The sequence below is a fragment of the Albidovulum denitrificans genome, from assembly GCF_002973535.1.
In the GTDB taxonomy this organism is placed as follows: Bacteria; Pseudomonadota; Alphaproteobacteria; order Rhodobacterales; family Rhodobacteraceae; genus Albidovulum; species Albidovulum denitrificans.
On the sequence record NZ_PVEP01000003.1, the window covers coordinates 181,851 to 206,004 of the forward strand.

A 24,154-nucleotide genomic window follows, 5' to 3' on the forward strand; every position below is an offset into this window, starting at 1 on the left:
GGGCGGGGTTGAACAAGAACAAAAACAGATCAAATCTGGCGGTGAAGGAGTCGCCATGCCCCATAACAACACCAACGCCCCTACCCCGCGCCCCGAGGTCCTGACCCGGCCCAAGCTGGAAGGCGGGCGGCGCTTTGTGATGAAGACCGATTTCGCCCCCGCGGGCGACCAGCCGACGGCGATTGCCGAACTTTCGGGCGGTGTGGCGGATGGCGAGCGTGACCAGGTCCTTCTGGGCGCGACCGGCACCGGCAAGACCTTCACCATGGCCAAGGTGATCGAGGAAACGCAGCGCCCCGCCATCATACTGGCACCCAACAAGACGCTCGCCGCCCAGCTTTACGGGGAGTTCAAGGGCTTCTTCCCCGACAACTCGGTCGAGTATTTCGTCAGCTATTACGACTATTACCAGCCCGAGGCCTATGTGGCCCGGACCGACACCTATATCGAGAAGGAAAGCCAGATCAACGAGCAGATCGACCGGATGCGCCATTCGGCCACCCGCGCGCTTCTGGAACGCGATGACGTGATCATCGTGGCCTCCGTCTCCTGCATCTATGGCATCGGCTCGGTCGAGACCTATTCGGCGATGACGCAGGACATGGCGGTCGGCTCTCTCTATGACCAGCGTAAGTTCATTGCCGACCTTGTCGCCCAACAATACCGCCGAGCCGACGCTGCCTTTCAACGGGGCGCGTTCCGGGTGAAGGGCGATACCGTCGACCTTTGGCCCGCGCACCTTGAAGACCGCGCCTGGAAGTTCAGCTTTTTTGGCGAAGAGCTGGAGACGATCACCGAGTTCGATCCGCTCACCGGCCATAAGACCGATACATTCGAAAAGATCAGGATTTACGCGAATTCCCACTACGTCACCCCGCGCCCGACGATGCAGCAGGCCATTGTCGGCATCAGGAAAGAGTTGGCGACGCGGCTGAAGCAGTTGCAGGAGGAAGGCAAACTGCTGGAAGCGCAGCGGCTGGAACAGCGCACGAATTTCGATCTTGAGATGCTTGAGGCGACCGGCGTCTGCAACGGGATCGAGAACTATTCGCGCTACCTGACCGGCCGCGCCCCCGGCGAACCGCCCCCCACGCTGTTCGAATTCATCCCCGACCACGCCATCGTCTTCGCCGATGAATCCCACGTCTCTGTCCCCCAGATCGGCGGCATGTATCGCGGCGACTACCGGCGCAAGTTCACGCTGGCCGAACACGGGTTCCGCCTGCCCTCCTGCATGGACAACCGGCCCTTGAAGTTCGAGGAATGGGACGCGATGCGGCCGCAGTCGGTTTTCGTCTCCGCCACCCCGGCCGCGTGGGAGCTTGAGCAAACAGGCGGCGTTTTCACCGAACAGGTCATCCGGCCCACCGGCCTTCTTGACCCGCAGGTCGAAATCAGGCCCGTGGAGATGCAGGTGGATGACCTGTTGGATGAGGTCCGCACGGTCGCCGCGAAGGGCTTTCGCACGCTGGTGACGACGCTGACCAAGCGCATGGCCGAGGACCTGACCGAATACATGCACGAACAGGGCATCCGCGTGCGCTACATGCATTCCGACATCGACACGATCGAGCGGATCGAGATCCTGCGCGACCTGCGCCTGGGCGCCTTCGACGTGCTGGTCGGCATCAACCTTCTGCGTGAGGGGCTGGATATTCCCGAATGCGGGCTGGTGGCAATTCTGGATGCCGACAAGGAAGGGTTCCTGCGGTCCGAAACCTCGCTGATCCAGACCATCGGGCGGGCGGCGCGGAACGCGGAAGGCCGCGTCATCATGTATGCCGACCGGATCACCGGCAGCATGGAACGCGCGCTGGCCGAAACCGAGCGGCGGCGGGAAAAGCAGATCGCCTATAACCTTGAACACGGCATCACGCCCGCGACGGTGAAGAAGAACGTCGAGGACATTCTGGCCGGGCTTTACAAGGGCGACGTCGACATGAACCGGGTGACCGCGAAGGTCGACAAACCCATGCACGGCGCCAACCTTGAGGCGCATCTGGACGCGCTACGGGTGCAGATGCGGAAAGCGGCGGAGAACCTGGAGTTCGAGGAGGCCGCGCGGCTGAGGGATGAGGTCAAGCGGCTTGAGGCGGTCGATCTGGTGCTGTCTGACGATCCGCTCGCGCGGCAGTCGGCGGTGGAGGAGGCGGTTGAGGCTGCCGGCGCGTCGCGCGGACGGTCAACGGCGGGGCGGCCGGGGCAGAGGGGCGGGAAGAGGCGGAGGGGGTAGCTAGATGACTTATTTACCGACATTCGATGACGTTATGGAAATTCACGAGGTTCTTGTTGAGATGTTCGTAAACGACGATGATCCTGTAAGCCCTGCCGGTGCGCGCGATGTGAACCTAGTCCATTCTGCGTGTTTGAGACCGCATACCGGGATCGGAGAATCCGACAAGTACCCTGACGAATACGCGAAGCTCGCAGCCCTGTTTCACTCTTTGGTGCAAAATCATGGTTTTCACAATGGCAATAAAAGAACCGCGCTTGTTACACTGCTGGCATCCCTCTATCAGAATGGAAGAATATTGGATTACAAGGTTACAGACGACGAACTTTATGAGCTAACTCGAAGTGTTGCGGATGGCCTATTCTTGAATAGGACTGACAGAGTGTCCGCAGACGAAATAGTAGACCTTATCGCACATTGGTTACGAAAAAATTCTGTTGCTCGAAACATCTCTCCTTCAGATATGAAAACGGCAGACTTCTTAGAGCGGTGCGCGTCTCTTGGTTGCAATGTTCGCGATTACGACGGAGGTAAATTAATTTCATTTGATGGTAATAGCATAAGAATTGGCGCCGATACACGACAATTCTCCGGTAAAATCGCGAAAAGATACCTTGGAACGCTAGGATTGACCTACGAAAAAACAGGGCAAACTTTTGCTGAATTTCAAAATGTCGATGAAGAGGCGGAGCGGGAACAAATCTATCGCTATATGAGTGTCTTGAGAAGACTGGCAAAAATCTAAAATAGACGTAGGGTGGGAATATCAGCCCACCATCAAGCAATCCGTAGGGTGGGCTTTCAGCCCACCATCGCGCCCCCGGCACGCTCCAAATCCGTAACACCCGCCACATTGGCGGGGTGAACCCCGCCCTACGGCTCTGACGGCGCAACCCGCTTTCTTCAACAGAAAGCGACCCCCGAAATCCGTATCGGATTTCGTCCCGCTCAGGCCTTTGGTGTCAGGTGGCGGTCGAGGTCGGCGGCCATTTCTCCGGCGACGTCTTGCAGCAGGGCGATAAAACGGCGGACCTGTGCGATGCGGGTGCTGCGTGGCGGATACCACAGCGCCACCCGGTAGGGTACGGATACCGACAGTCGGCGGAGCGCCACCGCCCCTCCGGCATGGCTCGCCGCCGTCAGCGGGTTGATGACCGAGATCCCTACCCCGGCCTCCACCATGGCGCAGACGCCGGTCGCCGTGGTCGTCTCGGCGGCATAGTCGCGCGCCACGCCCGCCTCATGGAACACCGCGTCAAGCTTGTGGCGATAGGGGTCGTTCTGGCTGAAATAGACGAAGGGCTGACCGGCGAAATCGGCCGGCGCCAGCACGGTGCGCGCGGCCAGCGGATGGGCCTGTGGCAGGACACAGACCATGTCGCCGACAAAGATCGCCTCACCCGTACCGCTTTCCCGTTCCGACAGGCTTTCGGCGAGGCAAAGATCGAAGACCTGCGTCGTCATCTCCTGGCGCAGCGAGGGTTCTTCGTGCGAGTGGATCGAGAAGTGGACGTCGCGGCGTGTCTTCATCATCCGCTGGATGACGCGGGGCAGGATGGATTCGGCGTAGGCGGGTATGCTGGCGATTCGAAAGTTCGCGGCATTGTGCGACCGGATGACCGAGGCGGCGCGACTGATCTCCTCCAGCCCGACGAAGGAGCGCAGCACCACCTCATGCAGCAAAACCGCCTGCTGCGTGGGGGTCAGCCGCTTGCCGAAGCGCAAGAACAGGTCGAAGCCAAGCCGCGCCTCCATCGCGCGGATCTCGCGCGAGAGGGTGGGCTGGGAACTGCCCAGCCTGGCGGCGGCGGCCGTGATGCTCTTGTTCAACATCACGGCGTTGAAAACGTCGATCTGGCGCTGGTTCAGTTTCATGCCACCTCCGCTGCGCAATGCATATCAGAAATGAATGAAAGAATACTACGGAGTATTTCAGATGCATGTGAAGCTCTGGAAAGGTGAAGAAAGTTCATTTTTAGTGAAATGGCCCCCATGCTTGCTGAACTTGCCGCAGCCCCCGCTTTTGACGACGTTCCGGGACAGGACCCGCTGCATCGTCGGGGCGGCGATCTGTGGATGGACGGGGTGGCCCTCGCGGGGATCGCGGCGGCGGTCGGGACGCCGTTCTACGCCTATTCGGCGGGTGCGCTCAGGGCGGGCTACGGGGCGCTCGCCGGGGCCGTCGCGCCGCAGGGGGTTGAGGTCTGTTTCGCCGTCAAGGCCAACGGCAATATCCACGTTCTGACGGAATTCGCCCGGCTCGGCTGCGGCATGGACATCGTCTCGGGCGGAGAGATGACGCGCGCGCTGGCAGCCGGGGTTCCGGCGGAGAGGATCATCTTCTCCGGCGTCGGCAAGACCGGGGCGGAACTGCGCGCGGCGCTGCGGGCGGGGCTGCGCCAGATCAACGTCGAAAGCCCGGCAGAGCTTGAGGCGGTGGCAGAGGCGGCGCGCGATCTGGGGGTGCGGGCGCCGGTGGCGCTGCGGGTCAATCCCGATGTCGATGCCCTGACCCATGCCAAGATCACCACGGCGCGCAAGGACAGCAAGTTCGGCATTCCCATCGCCGATATCCCGGCGCTTTACACCGCGGCGGCCGCCCGGCCGGAACTGGAACTCGCCGGGCTGGCGCTTCATATCGGCTCGCAGATCCTTGACCTTGAGCCGTTCCGCCGGGCCTGGTCGGCGATGGCCGATCTGATCCGCGCCCTGCGGGCCGCCGGGCAGCGGGTAGAGCGGCTGGACCTTGGCGGCGGCCTTGGGATCGGCGGCGAGGAGCAGCCCGCCCCCTGCCTTGCCGATTACGCGCGGGTCATCGCGGACACCGTGGGCGGCATGGACCTTGCGCTGACGATCGAGCCGGGCCGCTGGCTTTGCGCCCGCGCGGGCGTGATGGTGGCGGGCGTCACCTATACCAAACCCGGCGACGGGGCCGGTTTCGCCATCGTCGACGCGGCGATGAACGATCTGATGCGCCCGGCGCTTTACGATGCGCGCCACGGCGTCGAAACGGTGGCCGCGCCGCGCGCGCCGACCGATGCGGGGCGATGCCGGCTGGTCGGGCCGATCTGCGAAAGCTCGGACGATTTCGGGGCTTATGAGGGGCTTGGCCCGCTTCGGGCGGGCGATCTTCTGGCCTTCCGCGACACCGGGGCCTATGGCGCCGCGATGTCCTCTACCTACAATTCGCGCGACCTGATTCCCGAGGTTCTGGTGGATGGCGACCGCTTCCGCGTGATCCGCCGCCGGGTCGGGATCGACGCGGCGCTGCGCCTGGAAACGCCCGGTCCCTGGCAGCGGGAGGAACAGGACTGACATCGCAGGCGGCCCGCCGGGACAGGGGCCGCCCAAGGACAAGGCTCACCCGACAACAGCGGCCGCCGGGTGGCGCCCCACGCAACAGCGGCCGGACCGACAGAACGAGGTGTCACATGACGACGAGAACGAAACTGCTCCTGGCCAGCGGATTGGCCAGCCTGATGCTGATGTCACCGGCTTTCGCCGAGAACATGCTGCGCGTGTCCTATTCCGAGGACCCGAAGACCGCCGATGTGCAGATGACGACGGATGCCTACACGCTTCCGCTGAACATCTTCGACCGGCTCGTCGAATCGGAGACGACCGGGCCGGGCCAGTCGGCGCTGGTGCCGGGGCTGGCGGAAAGCTGGGAGGTGTCCGAAGACGGCCTGACCTATACCTTCCACCTGCGCGCGGGCGTCAAGTTCCATGACGGCGCCGACCTGACCGCCGACGACGTGGTCTATACGTTCGACCGGATGCTGAACCCGGCGACCAAGGCGCTGAACACCGACATCCTGACCTTCATCGCCGGGGCAGAAGAGCGTCTGGATGGCGCCGCCGACAGCGTGTCCGGCCTGAAGGCGCTGGACGATCTCACCGTGCAGATCACGCTGACGAAACCCTATGCGGCCTTCCTGGCGCTGCTGGCCTCGCCCGGCGCCTCGATCTATGACCGCGATTTCACCGAAGCGGCGGGCGATCAGTTCGGCCTGACCCCGGAAACCACCAACGGCACCGGACCATTCATCCTGCGCGACTACACTCTGAACGACAGCCAGATGCTTGAGGCGAATGACGACTACTGGCGCGGCCGGGCGAAGCTTGACCGGCTTCTGGTGCGCGTGGTCTCGGATTCCGAGACGCTGCGGCTGCTGTTCGAAACCGATGAGCTTGACGTCTTCGACCTTGACTATGCGCCGACGCAGACGCCGTATTTCTACGGCAGCGACCAGTGGAAGGGTCAGGTCCGTTCGGGTCCGCGCGTGGGGATCTATTACTACGCCATCAACCAGTTGAAGGAGCCGTTCGGCGACGCGCGCGTGCGCAAGGCGTTCCAGATGGCGATCGACCGGCAGACCATCCTCGACAAGAACTTCTACGGCAAGGGCAAGCTGGAAGACGGCGTGATGCCGCGCGGCCTGGCCTGCTACACCCCTGCCGAGGCGATCGAATACAACCCCGCCAAGGCGCGCGAACTTCTGGCCGAGGCCGGGTATCCCGACGGGGTCGAGATCAACCTGCAACAGGTGTCGAGCTGGTCGACCAAATGGTCTGACATGAACCAGATCATCCAGGCGCAGGTCGCCGAGGCCGGGTTCAAGGCCAATATCGTCACCACCGACGAGGCCGCCTTCCTCGCCGCGCGCAAGACCGGCGAGGCCGAGGCCTATACCCAGGTCTGGTCGGCGGACTTCAACGACCCGGACAACTTCTTCTACACCTTCTTCTCGGAGTCCGGGACCAAGGTGCGCGGCTACAACAACGAAGACCCCGAGGTCTTTGCCGCCATCGAAGAGGGGCGCGGGATGACCGATCCGGCGGCGCGCTGCAAGCTTTATCAGGATCTGACGGCGCGGATCGTGGGGACGGACGCGGCCTGGGTGCCGCTGTTCAGCCTTGATCACAGCTATGTCGTGCAGCCGCGGGTGAAGAACTTCGTCGTACCCTGGAACGGCTGGAGCGACATGAGCTACTACAAGGTCGAGGTCGAGTAAGCCCGACCGGCCGGGGCTGGCCCTGCCCGCCCCGGCCCGACACCCCCCGGAAGCCACGCCGCAGATCCGCTGCGTCGCGCGGCGTCGCAGAAAGGCAGCCCGCCGATGCTGATGTTCGCGCTCAGGCGCATCCTTGTCTCCATCCCCGTCCTGATCGGCATCACGCTGATCCTCTTCATCATGCTGAACGTCGTTCCCGGCGATCCCGTCGCGCTGATGATGAAGGAACATGCCAGCGCCGACGTGATCGAGAGGGTGCGCCAGCAGATGCATCTCGACGACCCGCTGCTTACCCGCTACCTCAGCTTTCTCTGGGACGCGCTGCACGGCGATCTGGGCAAGTCGATCAAGCTGAACCGTCCGGTGACGGACCTGATCCTGAAAGCCTTTCCCAACACGCTGATGCTGGCCGTCTCGGCGGCGCTGGTATCGTGGATCGTCGGCATTCCGGTGGGCATCCTCTCGGCGGTGCGGCGCGACAGCTTTCTTGACCGTTTCTTCATGGGCTTTTCGCTGCTGGGCGTGTCGATGCCGATCTTCTGGTCGGCGCTGCTTTTGCAATATGTCTTCGCGATGAAACTGCGCCTGCTGCCGGTTTCGGGCTTTTACGGCTGGCAATACATGATCCTGCCCGCCATCGTGCTGGGCTGGTCCTCGGCCGGGGTGATCGCCCGGCTGATGCGGTCAAGCCTGCTTGAGGTGATGCGGCTGGACTATATCCGCACCGCCCGCGCCAAGGGCCTGCGCGAAACCGGCGTCATCACCCGCCACGCGCTGAAGAACGCGCTGATCCCGGTGGTGACGATCATGGCGATCCAGGTGGCGGGGCTTCTCTCGGGCGCCGTCATCACCGAGGCGATCTTTTCCATCCCCGGCGTCGGGCGGATCACGATCAGCGCGATTTCCTCGCGCGACATGCCGCTGTTGCAGGGGGCAGTGCTGTTCGCCACCGTTCTGGTGATCCTGGGCAATCTGGTGGCCGATATCCTGTATTCCGTCCTCGATCCCCGGATCCGCGCGCAGATGAGGAAAGAGGCATGACGTCCCCCTCCGCCCCCCTGCCCGCCGATGCGATCGAGGCGCTGGAGGAAGCCAGCTTCCTGCGCGACACCGTCCGCGCCTTTCGCAAGAACCGCATGGCCATGGTCGGGCTGGCCTTCGTGCTGCTTCTGGTCCTCGGTGCGGTCTTCGCCCCCTGGATCAGCCCGCATGACCCCTATCGGGTGGCGCTGGACGAACAGTTGCTGCCCGCCTCGACGACCTACTGGCTTGGCACCGACAATTTCGGCCGCGACGTTCTGACCCGCATCCTTTACGGGGCGCGCATCTCGCTTGTCGTGGGGATCGTCCCCAGCCTGATCTCGCTGATGATCGGCACGATGATGGGCATTCTCAGCGGCTATCTGGGCGGCAGGACCGATTTCGTCGTCATGCGGCTGGCCGATATGATGATCGCCTTCCCCTCGCTGCTGCTGGCGATGGTGGTGATGTATACGCTGGGCGCGAACCTCCTGAACATCTTCATCGCGCTGGCGCTTGTCGGCTGGGCCTCGGTCGCGCGGGTGGTGCGGTCGCAGACGCTGGCGCTGCGCGAGAAGGAGTTCATCGAGGCCGCGCGCGCCAACGGGACGGCGCGGATCACGGTCATGCTGCGGCACATCTTTCCCAATGTGGTGCCGACGCTGATCGTGCTGTTCACGCTGGCCATTCCCGAGGCGATCATGTGGGAATCGAGCCTCAGCTTCCTGGGCGTCGGTGTGCAGCCCCCCGAGGCGAGCTGGGGCCTGCTGGTCGCCAAGGGCAAGGAATACATGTTCCAGGCCCCGGCCGTCGCCATCGCGCCGGGGGTTGCCATCCTTCTGACGGTGCTGGCGTTCAATTTCATCGGCGACGGGCTGCGCGACGCGCTCGACCCCTCGATGAAGGATTAGGCCATGGCAGAGACAGACATCATCCTTTCGGTGCAGGGCCTGACGACCGAATTCAGCGGCGACCGCGGCGATGTGCGGGTGCTGGACGACGTGTCCTTCGATGTGGGGCGCGGGCGCATCGTCGGGGTCGTGGGCGAATCCGGTTCGGGCAAGAGCATGACGGCGCTGTCGCTCATGGGGCTGGTGCCGCAGCCGCAGGGCCGGGTCAGCGCGCGGTCGATCACGCTCGACGGTCAGGAGATTTCGCGCCTTGGCCCGTCGGCGATGCGCCGCATCCGGGGCCGCGACATCGCCATGGTGTTTCAGGAACCGATGACATCTCTGAACCCCGTCCGGCGGGTCTGGGAACAGGTGGGGGAGCCGCTGGCGATCCATCACGGGCTGGGCCGCCGCGCCATCCGGGCGCGCGTGCTTGAGATGTTCGAGCTTGTCGGCATACCGGAACCGAAGACGCGGCTCGATGCCTATCCGCACCAGTTGTCGGGCGGGCTGCGTCAGAGGGCAATGATCGCCATGGGCCTGATCTGCGAACCGAAGCTTTTGATCGCGGACGAGCCGACGACGGCGCTGGACGTGACCACCCAGTCGCAGATCCTGCGCCTGATGCGCGACCTGCGCGACCGGGTCGGCACCTCGATCATCCTCATCACCCATGACCTCGGGATCATCGCCGAGATGTGCGACGAGGTGAACGTGATGTATGCCGGGCAACTGGTGGAACAGGGGGAGGTGTTCGCGCTTTTCGACCAGCCCGCCCATCCCTATACGCGCGGGCTTCTGGCCTCGATCCCGCGGGCGACCGAACCGCGCGCGGGGCGGCGGATGCCCTCGATCCCCGGCATGGTGCCGAACCTCGCGAAACTGCCGCCCGGCTGCCGCTTCAACCCGCGCTGTGGCGAGGTGATGCCGGTCTGCCTGCGTCGCGATCCCGGCCTGACCGCCGCCGGGACCGGGTCTGGCCCCGGCCACACCGCCCGCTGCTGGCTGCACAGCCCGAACGGAGGGACGGCATGACCGAAGACGTGGTGATCTCGACCCGCGACCTGACCCGGCATTTCCGGGTTGGCGGCGGGTTCCTTGGCGGCCCGGCGCGGGTGGTGCGCGCGGTCGATGGCGTGACGCTGGACATCCGCGCGCGCGAAACCTTCGCGCTGGTGGGCGAAAGCGGCTGCGGCAAGACCACGCTGGGCCGGGTGATGCTGCGCCTTCAGGAACCGACCTCGGGGACGGTCGCCTATCGCGGCACCGATCTTACCGGGCTGGACGAAGGCGCGATGAACGCCCTGCGCAAGAAGTTGCAGATCGTGTTCCAGGACCCCTATGCCTCGCTCAACCCCCGGATGCGGGTGGGGGAGATTCTGGCCGAACCCCTGCGCAGCCACGGTTTCGGCTCATCCGCAGAGATCCGTGAGAGAAGCGCCGAACTGCTGGAGATGGTCGGCCTCAGGCGGCAATACCTGCGCAATTACCCGCATCAGTTCTCGGGCGGTCAGCGTCAGCGTATCGGGATCGCGCGGGCGCTGGCGAACGGGCCGGATTTCGTCGTCTGCGACGAAAGCGTCTCGGCCCTTGACGTGTCGATCCAGGCGCAGGTCCTGAACCTTCTGGCCGATCTTCAGGACCAGTTGAAGCTGACCTATCTTTTCATCACCCACGACCTTGCCGTCGTGCGTCAGTTCGCCGACCGCGTCGGGGTGATGTTCCTTGGTCAACTGGTCGAGGTGGGCCGGACCGAAGAGCTGTTCGCCGCGCCGCTGCACCCCTATACGATGCTGCTGATGGAGGCCGTCCCGCGCCCCGATCCGCACCAGCGCGGCCGGGACAGGCCGATCCTGACGGGTGAGATCCCAAGCCCGATGAACCTGCCGCCGGGGTGCCGGTTCCATACCCGCTGCCCCTTCGCGCGCGACATCTGCCGGGTGGAAGACCCGGCGCTGCAAGAGCGGGGCGGGCGCACCGTCGCCTGCCACTTTCCGCTGAACGGCTGAGAGGGAGAGACGATTGGACCTGATCGTGACGGGAAAGGAAGGCCGCTGGCAGGCGCGTTTTGGCGACCGGGTCTGGCGCGCCGCCGTGGGCCGGGGCGGCATCGCCGAAAAACGGGCCGAGGGCGACGGGATCAGCCCGCTGGGCTGCTGGCCGATCCGGCGGGTGCTATGGCGCGCGGACAAGCTGGCAGCGGCGCCGGTGTCGGTCTTTCCGACCGCGGAAATCGCGCCCGATGACGGCTGGTGCGATGCGCCGGACCATCCCGCCTATAACCGCCCGGTAAAACGCCCCTTCGCGGCCAGCCATGAAGAGATGTGGCGCGGTGACGACCTTTACGACATCGTCGTCGTGCTGGGCCAGAATGACGACCCCGTCCTGCCCGGTGCGGGCAGCGCAATCTTCCTGCATGTCGCGCGCGAGGGTTATACCCCCACCGCCGGTTGCGCGGCGCTGAGCCGGGCGGACCTGCTGGAGTTCCTGGCCCTTGCCGGGCCGCAGACGCGGCTGTGCTTCCGCGATGGGGCGTGATGGGGGCGCGTGAGGGGGCGATGACCGGGATCGACATGGCGGCGCTGGAACGGGCGCTTGACCTCTTGCCGGGCCAGTATCGCGGCCCGGCAGGCGTCGCGGGGGTGGTCAAGGACGGGCAGATCGTCGCCCGGCGCGCCTGGGGCTATGCCGACATGGCCACCCGCCTGCCGATGACGGCGGCGCTGCGAATGCCGCTCTGCTCCATCTCCAAGCAGATGACCTGCGCGCTTCTCCTTGACCTCTTCGAACAGCCCGAGGACCTGGCCCCCCTCCTCCCCGACCTCTTGCCGCGCTTTCGCGGGGTGCTGCCCGGCATCGCCCAGCTCTGCCACAACCAGTCCGGCCTGCGCGACTACTGGGCGCTGACCGTGTTGCAGGGCGCCGCCCCCGAGGGCCGGTTCACGCTGGAGGACGGCCTTGCCCTTCTGGCGACGGCAGAGGAGGGGCATTTCGCGCCGGGCGCGTGCTATTCCTACAGCAACGGCAATTTCCGCCTGCTGGCAGAGCTGATCGCCCGCGCCACCGGCCGTGATTTCGGCGCGCTTCTTGAGGATCGTATCCTGCGCCGCGCCGGGATGCCGACCGCCCGTCTTGCCGCCGACACGCGGGACCGCATCGACGGCGTCATCGGCTATGAGGGCAATGATGAGGTGGGCTTTCTCCCCGCCCGATCGGCGATCTCATGGACGGGCGATGCCGGGGTCGTCGCCTCGCTGGACGACATGCTGGCATGGGAACGGCACATCGACGCCACGCGCGACGATCCCGCGGGGCTTTATCGCCGCATCTCCGCCCCCGTCACCTTCGCCGATGGCGCGCCCGCGCCCTATGCCTATGGCCTGCGCCGCTATCGCCATGCCGGGCATGAGGTGACCGGTCATGGCGGCGGCATTCGCGGCTTCTGCTCTTTCCGGCTGCATGTCGCGGATGCCCGCCTGTCGGTCGTGGTGATCTTCAACCATGAGGCCAGCGCGATGCGCGCGGCCGAGGGGTTGATGACGGCGGCCCTGCGCGGGCCGGCGCCCGCGGCCCCGGTTGCCGCCCATGGCTGGGGCGGGCTGTGGCTGGACGACGAAAACGGGTTGTTCCTGCGCTGCACCGACACGGCCGAGGGGGTTCGGCTGCATTACGCGGTCTCGCCCGTCATGCTGCGGCCGCTGGACGACCGGCACGCCGAGGCCCCCGGCCTTGCCTTGCGCCGCGAGGGGGAGGAGATGGTGATGGAGCGGCGGGCCGAAAACCTGACCGTCCGGGCCAGGCCGCTCGTCCCGCTCGACCGCGCCGATGCCGACGACATCGCCGGGCGCTATCACGCCCCCGGTATCGGGGCGGCGCTTGAGATCGTGGCACGGGACGGCGCGGCCTATATCGGCTTTGACGGCATGCTGGGCCAGGGTCCGATGGAGCGGATGTATCCGCTGGCGCGGGACCTCTGGTCGGTGACAAGCCGCCGGGCCATGGATGCGGCCCCGCCGGGCGAATGGACGCTTTGCATCCACCGCGCGGAGACTGGCGAGGTGACCGGCCTGACGCTCGGCTGCTGGCTGGCCCGCGCGATCCGCTATCACCGGGACGGCCGGGCAATGTCCCTTCCCCATCCGCCTTGACCCGCCCTTAACCATCCCGCACCAAACCTTCACCCATGCGGAACCTGAACTTCCCCCTTCTCGCCCGACATCTGGCCGAAAGACCTTTCGCCTCCAGGGCGGTGCAGGAGGGCGCCGTCATTCGCCGCAAGGCGCGGGATGTCGAGCGCTTCGCGGGGATGGAGCGCTTCATGGCCGAAATCGACCGACGCGGCTATCAGGTGGCCGAGAACACCGGCCAATACATCATCGTTTGCAACCGCGCCCCAGTCCGCTGGTCCACCCCGCCCCCCCTCACTTCGTCACTGTCAGCCCCAGCATCCGCCAGACCTGCATCCCGCCGCGATAGTAGAAGATCTTCTCGGCCGGATAGCCCGCCTCGATCATCCGCCGCGCGGCGGTGGGGGACTGGCCGCACCAGGGGCCGTTGCAATAGAGCGCGACCGACTTCACCTCCGGCCCGTCGCAGATAAACCCCTCGAAATCCGGCTCGCAGCCAAGCTCGCCCAGGCGGTCGGCGGCCTCGGTATAGGGGATATTGACGGCGCCGGGGATCGCGCCGCCCTCAAAATCCCTGCGCACCCGCCCGTCGACGACAACGACTTTCGGGTCTTGCAGGAAGGCGAGCATCTCAAGCTCACCAATCGTGGTGACGCCGGGCGCGGGGCTCATCGGCTGGATGCAGAAATTCGGACAGGGGCGCGAGGTCAGCGCCCATTCGCCGGACAGTTCGTTGGCATTGTCCTGAACGCGGGAAATCTCCGCCGGCCCCGCATCTGTTTCGATGGTCACCGACATCGTGTCGGGGGTGATCCCGACCGGCTCGGCCAGGGCGGCGGCCGGCAGGGTCAGGCAGATGGCAATCAGTACATGGCGCATGGGTCTGGTCCTCCTATGGGACCAGACTGCCAGATACATTCGATTTTATCTATATGATTCCGCCCCGGTGTGCCGTCAGTCGAAATCGAAGATCTCGCTCAGGAAGCTCTTGCGCTTGCGGTAGGGCTTGGCGTGGCTGTAGCGGTCGTCCTCGCGCGGGCGGTCCCCGCGATATTCCCGCCGGGGCTCCTCACGCGGGGGGCGCGCCGCGCCCGGTTCCTCCAGCGCGACCGCGGGCGTGGAACGGTCGATGATCTTGTCCAGTTCCCCCCGATCGAGCCAGACCCCCCGGCAGGTCGGGCAATAGTCGATCTCAACCCCCTGCCGTTCCATCATCCTCAGTTCGGCGCCATCCACCGGGCATCGCATCGCCACGTCTCCTTTGATTTCGTCCCGCCCGATATGGGAACCCCGTCCCGCCGGGGCAATGCGGGCGGGCTTCCTGGGGCGGTTTCCCGCCGCGCCGCCGTCGTTACGCTGTAGCTACGGACACCCTACGCGGACCCGACTCGATCCCGACGCCCGCAAACTGGCCGGAGATCGCCGGGGATTAGGGAAATCTTAAACCCCCGCGCGTAGGTTCATCCTCGGGTTGAAGGATAAGGTTGGTGGTATGGCCGGGCAGAAGAATGCCGCGCCAGTCATCATCAAGCGCAAGAAAGTCGTCTCTGGCGGCGGTCATCACGGTGGCGCCTGGAAGGTTGCCTATGCCGATTTCGTGACCGCCATGATGGCCTTCTTCATGCTGATGTGGCTGTTGAACGCGACGACGGAAAAGCAACGCAAGGGGATTGCGGACTATTTCAGTCCGACGATACCGCTCAGCCGCGTTTCGGGCGGCGGTGATGGCAGCTTTGGCGGCGACAGCGTCTTTTCCGAAGAACAGATCGCCCAGAACGGCCGCGGCGGATCCAGCATCCAGCCGACCAAGGAACGGCAGGCAACGGGCCAGACCGGCACCGCGGCTGCCGACGCGGCGGCCCGCGCCGCCGAGGAAGAGGTGCTGCGCGGCATCGCCGAACAACTGGCCGGGCGCGCAGGCGAAAGCATGGTCAGCGATGCGGTCCAGCGCCATATCGTGACCCGCGTCACGGATGAGGGGCTGATCGTCGAAGTCTTTGATTTGGAAGGGGAACCTTTGTTCCTTCCGCAGACCGACACGCCCGCGCCGATCCTGTCTGACATCGCCAAAGTGATCGTCGAGGTCTTTGGCCTTGTCGGCAACGGCGTCGCCGTGGACGGCCATATCCGCGCCCAGGCCGAGGTCTTGCGCGTGAACCCCGCCTGGGACCTGTCCGCCGCCCGCGCCATGCAGATGCGCCAGGTGCTTGAGGGCGAGGGGCTTGATGCGAAGCGGATGCAGCGGGTGACCGGCCATGCCGACCGCGCCCTGGCCGTGAAGAACCCGATGGCGGCGCGAAACAACCGGATGGAAATCGTGCTTCTCAGGTCGGGGCGCGGCGGATGAAAGGGGCGTTAGGGCAATCTTAAACCACCGCGCGCCATCCTGCGCGGGACTACGCGACACAGCTTCAGAAAGGCGGCTCCATGTCCATTTCGTCCTCTCTCAACGCCGGTGTGGCCGGGCTTAGCGCCAATGCCACTCGACTTGCCACCATCTCGGACAACATCGCCAATTCCGGCACTTACGGCTATAAACGCGCCTCGACCGATTTCGAGAATTTCGTCATCACCCAGGCACGCGGGGCCGGTACCTATTCGGCCGGGGGGGTCCGTGCGGCGACGACGCGGCTGGTCGACGAACAGGGCGCGCTGGTGGCGACGAACCACGCGCTCGACCTTGCCATCGCCGGACGCGGTATGCTGCCGGTGACCAGCGCGGTGACGCTGAGTTCTTTCTCGGGCGGGTCGCAACCCATGATGATGACCACCACCGGGGCCTTCCGGCCCGATGCGGATGGCATCCTGCGCACCGAATCCGGCCTTGTCCTTCTTGGCTGGCCGGCCAATTCGGACGGCTCGATCCCGGTCCTGCCGCGTGACACGATCGCGGGGCTGCAACCTGTCGTCATCAATGCGAACCAGACCGCTGGCGATCCGACGACGGTGGTCAACATGGGGGTGAACCTGCCCGCCACGGCGACCGAGGCAGGGGCGGCCGGGAACACCATGCCGCTGTCCGTCGAGTATTTCGGCAATCTCGGCACCTCGAACACGCTCGACATCACCTTCACGCCGACGGTTCCGGCGACCGGCTCCTCGAACACCTGGACGATGGAGATCCGCGATTCCGCCCAGGCCGGTGCGGTGATCGGGCAGTATACGCTGACCTTCGACGACACGCGCCCGAATGGCGGTACCCTTGCCTCGGTCACCACCGTGTCGGGCGGGGCCTATGACCCGGTGGCAGGCACCCTTGCCCTGACCGTCGCGGGTGGCCCCCTGACCATGACGATCGGCAAACTTGGCGATCCAAACGGGCTGACCCAGCTGTCGGACAGTTTCGCCCCGACCTCCATCACCAAGGATGGCTCTCCGGTCGGCAACCTCACCACGGTCGAGGTCGATGAGCATGGCTATGTCATCGCGACCTACGACACCGGCTTTACCCGGCGCATCTACCAGATCCCGCTGGTCGATGTCCCCAATCCGAACGGTCTTATCACGCTGAACAACCAGGCCTTCCAGGTCTCGCCCGATTCCGGGTCCTTCTTCCTGTGGGATGCGGGCGACGGCCCGACGGGGCCGGTCGTGGGGTATGCGCGTGAAGGCTCCGCCACCGATGTCGCGGCGGAACTGACCAACCTGATCCAGACGCAACGGGCCTATTCGTCGAATGCCAAGGTGATCCAGACGGTCGACGAAATGCTTCAGGAAACCACAAACATCAAACGATGACCGGAGATTGAACGATGAGCCTTTCCGCCTCTCTCAACAATGCGCTGTCCGGCCTGACGGCCACCTCCCGCCGCGCCGAGGTGGTGTCGACCAATGTCGCCAATGCCCTGACCGAGGGCTATGCCCGACGCGAGGTTCAGGTCGCCGCGCGATCCCTTGGCGGGATCGGCGCGGGGGTGCAGGTCGTGGGCGTAACGCGGCAGGTCAATACCGGCATCCTCGGGGACCGGCGGCTGGCCGATGCCGAGGCGGGAAATACCGGCGCACGGGCGGATTTCCTGTCGCGCATCGAGACGCAGATCGGCACGCCGGGCGACGGCCGGTCGCTTTCCGACCGGATCGCGACTTTTGAAACGGCGCTGATTTCGGCAACCAGCCGGCCGGACAGCCAGGCGCGGTTGCAGACCGTGCTGGATACGGCCGATGCGCTGGCCTCGCACCTCGGCACCCTGTCGGATGAGGTTCAGATCGCCCGTGCCGAGGCGGACAATTCCATCGCCTCGCAGGTCGCTGAATTGAACAACGTGCTGGCGGGCATCGACAAGCTGAACGCCGCGATCCTGGCCGAACGCTCCTCGGGTCGCGACGCCAATGCGCTGATGGATCAGCGGCAGCGCCTCGTCGACCGGGTCGCCGAAATCGTGCCGGTGCGTGAAATCGCCCGCGACCACGACCAGATCGCGCTGTTCACCACCGGCGGCGCGGTCCTTCTGGACGGGCTTCCGGCAACGGTCGGTTTTTCACCCGTCGGGGTCGTCACGGCGGACATGACGCTGGCCTCCGGCGATCTGTCCGGCCTGACGATCAATGGCATGGCGGTGCCGTCCGGCGATGACGGCGTCCTTGGCGGCGGCACGCTGGGCGCGATGTTCGCGATCCGCGACGATCTCGCCCCCGCCGCGCAGGAAGGGTTCGACGCGCTTGCGCGCGACCTGATGGCGCGGTTCTCCGATCCCGCGGTCGATCCCACGCTGCCACCCGGCGCGCCGGGCCTTTTCACCGACCGGGGCGGCGCTTTCGATCCGCTGGCAGAGGCCGGGCTGGCAGGGCGTCTGACGATCAACGCGGCGGCCGATCCTGCGCAGGGTGGCCAGCTCTGGCGCCTGCGCGACGGTCTTGGGGCTGCGACGCAGGGCAATGTCGGTGACACGACGCTTCTGACGGCGATGACGGATGCGATGCAGGCGGCGCGGGTGCCGGCCTCCGGCCCCTTCATCGGCGCGGCACGTTCCGCATCGGGCCTCGCGGCCGATGTCCTGTCGAACATCTCCGGGCAACGCCAGCAGGCCGACCTGCGGCAAAGCTACGCGACCACCCGGCAAGCCGCGATGACCGAGCTTCAGCTGGCCGACGGAGTCGATACCGATGCCGAGATGCAGGACCTCCTGTTGATCGAGCAGGCCTATGCCGCGAATGCCCGCGTCATCCAGACAGTCGATTCCCTTATCCAGACGCTGATCGGACTTTGACCATGACCTCCGTAACCATCGGCGACATGGCGCGCCACTTCACGCTCCGCCGTCAGAATGCCGACCTTCAGGCCCGGCTCTCGACGCTGAGCAAGGAACTCACCACCGGGAAAAAGGCCGACGTCGCCGCTGCCGTCTCGAGCGATTTCAAGGTGTTGGCGGGGCTCGACCACCGGCTTGGTATCCTCGACGGCTACAAGACCGCGACGAGCGAGGCTGGGTTCTTTGCCGAGAACCTCCAGAACGTCCTTGGTACCGTCGCCTCGATCGCAGGCGACACGGGACCGGCGCTGCTTGGGGCCGGGACGACCGGCGGGGTGCAAAGCGTCACGATCACGACCGGCGACGCGCGGCAGAAGTTCGATTCCGTCGTCTCGGCCCTGAACACGCAGGTCGCCGACCGCTTTCTCTTGTCCGGCGCCGCGACGGACCGGGCGCCGATCAGCGGTTCGACAGACATCCTTAACGCGCTGTCGATGGCGACGGCCGGGCAGACCACCGCCTCGGGCATCATCGCCACGGTGGAAAGCTGGTTCGACGCCCCGCCCGGCGGGGGCGGGTTTGCGGATGCGATCTATGGTGGCGCCGGGCAGCCCGGCACCTTCGCGACGGGGCCGAATGACGAGGTCACGCTGGACGTGACCGCGCTTGACCCCGCGATCATCGACACGCTGAAGGGGCTGGCGCTGGCGTCAATGGTCTCCGGCGGCGCGCTTGCGGGCGATGACACCGGCCGCGCCTTCCTGACCCGCACGGCGGGCGAAACGCTTCAGGCGGCGGGCTCGGACCTCGCGCTTCTGCGCGGTCGTGTCGGCTCGGTCGAGGCGCGCATTGCCGACAGCGAAACGCGCAACGCCGCCGAATCCACGGCGCTGACGATCGCGCGCGCCAAGATCGTCGAGGCCGACCCCTATGAGACGGCAACCGCGCTCGAAAGCACGCAGACGCAGATCGAGACGCTTTATTCCATCACCGCGCGCCTGTCGCGCCTGACACTGGCGGATTTCCTGAGATGAAGTGGCTGACGCTGATCCTGTTCCTGTTCGGCGCCTTTGCCGCCGCGGCCGCCCCGGTCAGGATCAAGGACCTGGTCGAATTCGACGGCGTTCGCGGCAACGACCTTGTCGGCTATGGCCTTGTCGTCGGGCTGAACGGCACCGGCGACGGGCTGCGCAACGCGCCCTTCACCGAAGAGATCATGTCGAACATCCTTGAGAGGCTCGGCGTCAACATCACCGGCGAAAACATGCGGCCAAAGAACGTGGCCGCGGTTCTGGTGACCGCCAGCCTGCCACCTTTCGCGCGCGCCGGGGCGAAGATCGACATCAATGTCTCGGCCATCGGGGATGCGAAAAGCCTGCTGGGCGGCACGCTGGTGATGACCCCGCTCAACGCCGCGGATGGAGAGATCTATGCGGTGGCGCAGGGGACGGTGATCGCGGGCGGGGCCTCGGCCAACGGTCAGGCGGCATCCGTCGTTCAGGGTGTTCCGACCGCCGGAGCGATCCCCGGGGGGGCGCGTGTGGAACGCGAGGTCCCCTTCGATTTCGCCGCGCTCAAGACCGTGCGGCTGGCGCTGCGGACGCCGGATTTCACCACTGCGGGCCGGATCGAGGATGCGGTCAATCGCGAGTTCGGACGCGGCGTGGCGGCGATGACCGATGCCGGGACCGTCTCGGTCGATATCCGCGCGACGCGGCTGTCGACGGCCCATGCGCTTGGCCGGATCGAGAACCTCTCGGTCCAGCCGGAGTTGCGCGCCCGGGTCGTCGTCGATCAACGTTCCGGCACCATCGTCGTCGGCTCTGACGTCACGATCAGCCGCGTCGCGGTCAGCCAGGGCAACCTGACCCTGCGCGTGGAAGAGGCGCCCATCGCGGTGCAGCCGAACCCCTTTGCCGAGGGCGAGACGGTCATCGTGCCGCGCAGCACGGCGAGCGTTCAGGAAGAGCCCGGGATCGGCATGGCCGAGATCCGCGATACCTCATCGCTGTCCGAGGTCGTGGCGGGGCTGAACGCGCTTGGCGTCTCCCCGCGCGACATGATCGACATCCTGAAAAGCATCCATGCCGCCGGGGCGCTGCACGCGGAGTTCGTGGTGCAGTGACACGGGAACGCGCTGCGCCTTGCGGGGGCCATGGATCGGCTGGCGCGGGCGGGGGCCTTGGACCGGCCACCGCGGGCGGCGCGCGACGCGGGTAAGATCTATCCGGCCAGCGCTGCCGGGGCCGACTTGCGCGAAGCAAGCTCTGCCAGCCAGCTCGCCAACAGCGGGTTCCCCTGTGACATTGAGAGGGGCCGGGATGATCCGGCGATCAAGCGGCTGACCCTATGCTTGGGGTCCGCCCTTCTCTTTGTCTTGTCAGAACGACGCTATCGGGGGTTCGTGCCACAGAACAGGGGCCGGGCGCGCGAACGCCCGGCCCCGGTCCGGGTCACATATAGCTGCGTACCAGCGCGCCGGAGACCAGCGCCCAGCCGTCCGCCACAACGAAGAAGGCAAGCTTGAACGGCAGCGAGACGATCGCCGGCGGCACCATCATCATGCCCATCGACATCAGCACGGCCGAGACGACGAGGTCGATGATGAGGAACGGCAGGTACAGCAGGAACCCGACCTCAAACGCGCGGGCCATTTCCGACAGCATGAAGGACGGCACGAGCAGCGACAGGGGCGCCGATGCGGCGTCGGTCACCGGCGGGCCGGGGCGGAGGGACGCGAGTTCCAGCAGCGTGTCGGTATCAAGCCGCGCCGCCATGAAGCCGCGAAACGGCGTAATGCTGCGGTCGAAGGCAGTCTGGAGGTCGATGCTGCCGTCGATCAGGGGGGAGATGCCCGCCTGCCAGGCCTCGGTCATCACCGGCTCCATGATGAACCACGTGAGAAACAGCGAGAGCGACACGATCAGCATGTTCGGTGGCGATTGCTGAAGCCCGATCCCTTGCCGCAGGATCGACAGCACCGTCACGATGAAGGGAAAGCAGGTCACCATGACGGCAAGCCCCGGCGCGAGGCTGAGAAGTGTCACCAGCGCGATCAGCAGAAGCGACTGCCCGGTCAGGGTCGCCCCCCCCAGATCGAGCGTCTGCGCGGCGGCGGGATGCGCCGAAACGGCGAGGACCACGAGCATCAGAGCCGCCCTGCCGGCACGTCGATCACAGCGCATCTCTGACCTGCACCACTTCGGTCAGACGCACGGCAAGGCCGCCGCCTTCGGCCGCGTCAAGCTCGGTCAACGCACCGCGCCCGATCAGACGGTCACCGATGTAAAGCTCTACCGGGTCGTCGATCCGGCGGTCGAGCGACAGGACCGCATCGCGCCGCAGCGCCAGCAGGTCCTTCAGGAGCGGGCGGGCGTGGCCGACGGAGACCGTGATCTCTATCGGGACCTGGTGAAAGGGGCTGGTGTCGGCGAGGGTGGCGCCGGGCTTGTTATCCATGGGATTTCAACTCCTGCTTCTCGATATCGAAGAACCCCGACACCGCACCGGCAATGGCGGCGATGACGCCGTCGAGGTCGATCACCCGTTCGGTCGGGCCGATGCGGAACTGCGCCTGACCGGGGCCGAGCGTCGGGTCCACGCGCACCTCGGCGGGGAACTTGGCATGGACGATCACCAGATCCTCGATCATCGCGACGTTGTCGGGATGGGTGAGGATAGACAACGGCGCATCGGCCAGGTCCGCCACAAGGGGGCGAAGCTGTTCCACGACCATCTGGCCCAGTGTCTCGCGCGCAACGGCGGGCAGCACCTTGGCGACCATGTCGCGCAGAAGCGGCTCAAGCGTGCGCAGGACGTGGCTGTGCGCCTCATGATAGGTGAAGGCCAAATCCTGAAGGTTCTGGCCAAGCTCATTGCGCAGCCGCGTCAGGTCGGCGTCCTGCGCCGCGACGGCATCATCCCAGCCCGCCGAGTACCCTTGCTCATAGGCGGCAAGCCGGCCCTCCTCCGCCTCGGTATCGGTGACGTTGTCGCGGGTCAGGTCCGGGTCGGCAGGGGTGAAGGTTTCAAGCTTCAAAACGCGGGAGATCATGTCGTCTTCTCCTCTTCCGGCTCTTCCATCCAGCCGCGCAGGATCTCTACCGTCTCATCCTGACGATCGGAGATCAGCTGACGGAGCCGGGCCACCGGGTCGGCGGCGTCGTCCGGGGCCTGCCGCGTGGCGGGGACCATCGGCAGGGCGGCCGGGTCCGGGCCGTCATCGTCGATGGTTCCGGTCAGCGCCTCGGGCGCGTCACCGGGCGCCCCGGCGGCGATCAGGGCGGGGCGGCCCTGCGGCCGCGCGGTGAGGATCGGGCGCAGGACGAAGAGGCCGAGGACGAGCGAGACCACCGCGAAAACGGCAAGCTGGATCAGCGACATCAAATCGAAGGGCATCCGTTCAAGAAGCGATCCGGCAGGCGCGGGCAGGGCATCGGGCGCGGGTTCGAACCCCATCGATTTCACGGTGATGACATCGCCGCGGGCCGAATCGAAGCCGACCGCGGCGGCGACCAGATCGTGCAGCGCGGCGATCTCCTCCTCGCTGCGCGGGGTCTTCACGGCGGGGTCCTGCGGGTCGGCCACCCCGTCGATCAGGACCGCGACGGTCAGGCGGCGAATCGCGCCGGGGGCACGGATCACCTCGCGCGTGGTTTCGGAGACTTCGAAGTTCGTCCGTTCGCGGGTATCGTTGCTTTGACTTTGCGCGCTGCCGTTACCGGCGGCGGCATTTCCGGTGGGCAGGTTGGAGGCGACGGTGACCGCGCCGTTACCGCTGTCGGTCGAGGAGTTTGAGTTTTCCAGCGTGTCGGTCGAGATGGCGACCCGGCTGTCGGGGTCGAGCTTTCGTTCGGTGATCGCCTCATGTTCGTTCACGGTTTCCACCGCGACTTCCACGACCGCGTTGCCATAGCCGACGCGCGCCTCAAGCAGACGTTCGACATTGCGCCGCAGCGTATCTGCACGCTCATCGTCACCGGCGACGGTGGAGGCGGCAGCGTCTTCGATCAGGCCACCCTCGCTGTCGATGACCGACACGCCCTCGGCCGCAAGGCCGGGGACGGCGGAGGCGACAAGATAGCGCAGCGCCCGCACCTGCCGGGTGGACATCGCGCCCGTCGTCGTCACCACGACCGAGGCCGAGGCGGGCGCGGTTCCCCGCAGGCCCTGCTTGCGCCCGTCGGCAAGGTGGACCCTTGCGGCGCGAACCACCGGCAGCGCCGTGATCGTGCGCGCCAGTTCGCCTTCGCGCGCCCTGAGATAGGCCGCGTCGAACATCTGCGAGGTGGTGCCGAAGCCGGAGAGCGAATCGAGCAGCTCGTACCCGGCGCCGCTGGTGGAGGGCAGCCCCTCGGCGGCAAGCGTCATGCGCAATTCGTCGCGCCGCGCCGCATCGACATAGATCGCCGAGCCGCGCACGTCATAGGCGGCGCCGGTCTGGTCCAGGGCGGCCAGAACCTCACCCGATTGCTTGGAATCGAGGCCGGAATAAAGCAGCGCGTAAGAGGGGTTGGAGGCCACCCTGGCCAGCCCGAGGACCGCCGCGAACATGGCCAGCGTGGCCAGCACGACGATCACCTGACGGCGCGGTTCCAGCGCCTTCCAGACCGATACCAGTTGCTCCATGCGCTTTTCTCCCGTCCGCGGCTTCTGCCTGCATGACCCGGATGCTTCCGCA

Annotated in this window: 22 protein-coding genes; 15 read left to right on the plus strand and 7 right to left on the minus strand. The window is 66.0% G+C overall.

The features are described 5' to 3' along the window. Positions 1 to 55 precede the first annotated feature (55 nt). Together uvrB and LX70_RS09635 are read left to right on the plus strand one after the other, a co-directional pair. Positions 56 to 2,233, plus strand: a complete 2,178-nt coding sequence (uvrB, locus tag LX70_RS09630; RefSeq protein WP_105514486.1) for an excinuclease ABC subunit UvrB — start codon at positions 56 to 58, stop codon at positions 2,231 to 2,233. A 4-nt stretch (positions 2,234 to 2,237) separates the two neighbouring features. Further along, the gene (locus LX70_RS09635) at positions 2,238 to 2,978 is read left to right on the plus strand and encodes a type II toxin-antitoxin system death-on-curing family toxin (RefSeq protein ID WP_105514488.1); all 741 of its coding nucleotides are present in this window, start codon (positions 2,238 to 2,240) and stop codon (positions 2,976 to 2,978) included. A 203-nt stretch (positions 2,979 to 3,181) separates the two neighbouring features. Here the strand turns inward: LX70_RS09635 and LX70_RS09640 are convergent, their stop codons facing one another. Next, a complete protein-coding gene (locus tag LX70_RS09640; protein WP_105514490.1) occupies positions 3,182 to 4,108 on the minus strand; it encodes a LysR family transcriptional regulator in 927 nt (308 codons plus the stop codon). A gap of 117 nt (positions 4,109 to 4,225) precedes the next feature. On the opposite strand from LX70_RS09640, the gene lysA reads away from it, so the two are divergent. From lysA to LX70_RS09680, 8 genes are all read left to right on the plus strand, one after another. Further along, the gene (gene lysA / locus LX70_RS09645) at positions 4,226 to 5,548 is read left to right on the plus strand and encodes a diaminopimelate decarboxylase (RefSeq protein WP_105514491.1); all 1,323 of its coding nucleotides are present in this window, start codon (positions 4,226 to 4,228) and stop codon (positions 5,546 to 5,548) included. Positions 5,549 to 5,664: 116 nt separating this feature from the next. Then, entirely contained in the window at positions 5,665 to 7,248 is a 1,584-nt protein-coding gene (locus LX70_RS09650; RefSeq protein ID WP_105514493.1) for an ABC transporter substrate-binding protein, read from the plus strand. A 105-nt stretch (positions 7,249 to 7,353) separates the two neighbouring features. Next, positions 7,354 to 8,289, plus strand: a complete 936-nt coding sequence (locus LX70_RS09655) for an ABC transporter permease (RefSeq protein WP_105514495.1) — start codon at positions 7,354 to 7,356, stop codon at positions 8,287 to 8,289. Then, the gene (locus LX70_RS09660; RefSeq protein ID WP_105514496.1) at positions 8,286 to 9,179 is read left to right on the plus strand and encodes an ABC transporter permease; all 894 of its coding nucleotides are present in this window, start codon (positions 8,286 to 8,288) and stop codon (positions 9,177 to 9,179) included. Before LX70_RS09655 ends, LX70_RS09660 begins: the two co-directional genes overlap by 4 nt. Positions 9,180 to 9,182: 3 nt before the next feature. Then, positions 9,183 to 10,193 (plus strand): ABC transporter ATP-binding protein, encoded by a 1,011-nt coding sequence (locus LX70_RS09665; RefSeq protein ID WP_105514497.1) that lies wholly within the window; start codon positions 9,183 to 9,185, stop codon positions 10,191 to 10,193. Continuing rightward, positions 10,190 to 11,167: an ABC transporter ATP-binding protein gene (locus LX70_RS09670; protein ID WP_105514499.1), complete on the plus strand. Its 978-nt coding sequence runs from the start codon at positions 10,190 to 10,192 to the stop codon at positions 11,165 to 11,167. Before LX70_RS09665 ends, LX70_RS09670 begins: the two co-directional genes overlap by 4 nt. Before the next feature lie 13 nt (positions 11,168 to 11,180). After that, the gene (locus LX70_RS09675; protein ID WP_105514500.1) at positions 11,181 to 11,696 is read left to right on the plus strand and encodes a L,D-transpeptidase family protein; all 516 of its coding nucleotides are present in this window, start codon (positions 11,181 to 11,183) and stop codon (positions 11,694 to 11,696) included. A gap of 20 nt (positions 11,697 to 11,716) precedes the next feature. After that, positions 11,717 to 13,306 carry a D-aminopeptidase gene (locus LX70_RS09680; protein ID WP_105514712.1) on the plus strand — a complete coding sequence of 530 codons (1,590 nt, stop codon included), beginning with the start codon at positions 11,717 to 11,719 and terminating at the stop codon, positions 13,304 to 13,306. A 273-nt stretch (positions 13,307 to 13,579) separates the two neighbouring features. On the opposite strand, the gene LX70_RS09690 is transcribed toward LX70_RS09680, so the two are convergent. Then, positions 13,580 to 14,164: a rhodanese-like domain-containing protein gene (locus LX70_RS09690; protein WP_105514502.1), complete on the minus strand. Its 585-nt coding sequence runs from the start codon at positions 14,162 to 14,164 to the stop codon at positions 13,580 to 13,582. Between the two features lie 75 nt (positions 14,165 to 14,239). Continuing rightward, positions 14,240 to 14,533, minus strand: a complete 294-nt coding sequence (locus LX70_RS09695) for a TFIIB-type zinc ribbon-containing protein (protein WP_105514504.1) — start codon at positions 14,531 to 14,533, stop codon at positions 14,240 to 14,242. A gap of 244 nt (positions 14,534 to 14,777) precedes the next feature. Here LX70_RS09695 and LX70_RS09700 point away from each other — a divergent pair, with 244 nt between their 5' ends. The 5 genes from LX70_RS09700 to LX70_RS09720 all read left to right on the plus strand — a co-directional run bounded on the left by LX70_RS09700 (position 14,778) and on the right by LX70_RS09720 (position 20,599). After that, on the plus strand, positions 14,778 to 15,632 hold the full coding sequence (locus LX70_RS09700) for a flagellar motor protein MotB (protein WP_105514506.1): 855 nt from the start codon (positions 14,778 to 14,780) through the stop codon (positions 15,630 to 15,632). Between the two features lie 80 nt (positions 15,633 to 15,712). Continuing rightward, positions 15,713 to 17,023, plus strand: coding sequence for a flagellar hook protein FlgE (locus LX70_RS09705; protein WP_105514508.1), 1,311 nt, complete (start codon positions 15,713 to 15,715; stop codon positions 17,021 to 17,023). A gap of 14 nt (positions 17,024 to 17,037) precedes the next feature. Next, complete coding sequence (flgK, locus tag LX70_RS09710) at positions 17,038 to 18,492, plus strand: flagellar hook-associated protein FlgK (protein WP_105514510.1); 1,455 nt, start codon at positions 17,038 to 17,040, stop codon at positions 18,490 to 18,492. 2 nt (positions 18,493 to 18,494) lie between these two features. Next, entirely contained in the window at positions 18,495 to 19,508 is a 1,014-nt protein-coding gene (locus LX70_RS09715; RefSeq protein ID WP_105514512.1) for a flagellin, read from the plus strand. Continuing rightward, positions 19,505 to 20,599, plus strand: a complete 1,095-nt coding sequence (locus LX70_RS09720) for a flagellar basal body P-ring protein FlgI (protein ID WP_105514514.1) — start codon at positions 19,505 to 19,507, stop codon at positions 20,597 to 20,599. Before LX70_RS09715 ends, LX70_RS09720 begins: the two co-directional genes overlap by 4 nt. 328 nt (positions 20,600 to 20,927) lie before the next feature. Here LX70_RS09720 and fliP read toward each other — a convergent pair whose 3' ends face one another. Genes fliP through fliF form a run of 4 tightly spaced genes read right to left on the minus strand, consistent with a single transcriptional unit; the run spans position 20,928 to position 24,102 of the window. Continuing rightward, the gene (fliP, locus tag LX70_RS09725) at positions 20,928 to 21,623 is read right to left on the minus strand and encodes a flagellar type III secretion system pore protein FliP (protein ID WP_245885022.1); all 696 of its coding nucleotides are present in this window, start codon (positions 21,621 to 21,623) and stop codon (positions 20,928 to 20,930) included. A gap of 25 nt (positions 21,624 to 21,648) precedes the next feature. Then, on the minus strand, positions 21,649 to 21,933 hold the full coding sequence (locus LX70_RS09730) for a FliM/FliN family flagellar motor switch protein (protein ID WP_105514517.1): 285 nt from the start codon (positions 21,931 to 21,933) through the stop codon (positions 21,649 to 21,651). Continuing rightward, a complete protein-coding gene (locus tag LX70_RS09735) occupies positions 21,926 to 22,528 on the minus strand; it encodes a FliH/SctL family protein (protein ID WP_105514519.1) in 603 nt (200 codons plus the stop codon). The genes LX70_RS09730 and LX70_RS09735 overlap by 8 nt, the downstream gene beginning before the upstream one ends. Beyond that, on the minus strand, positions 22,525 to 24,102 hold the full coding sequence (fliF, locus tag LX70_RS09740) for a flagellar basal-body MS-ring/collar protein FliF (protein ID WP_105514521.1): 1,578 nt from the start codon (positions 24,100 to 24,102) through the stop codon (positions 22,525 to 22,527). Before fliF ends, LX70_RS09735 begins: the two co-directional genes overlap by 4 nt. Positions 24,103 to 24,154 lie beyond the last annotated feature (52 nt).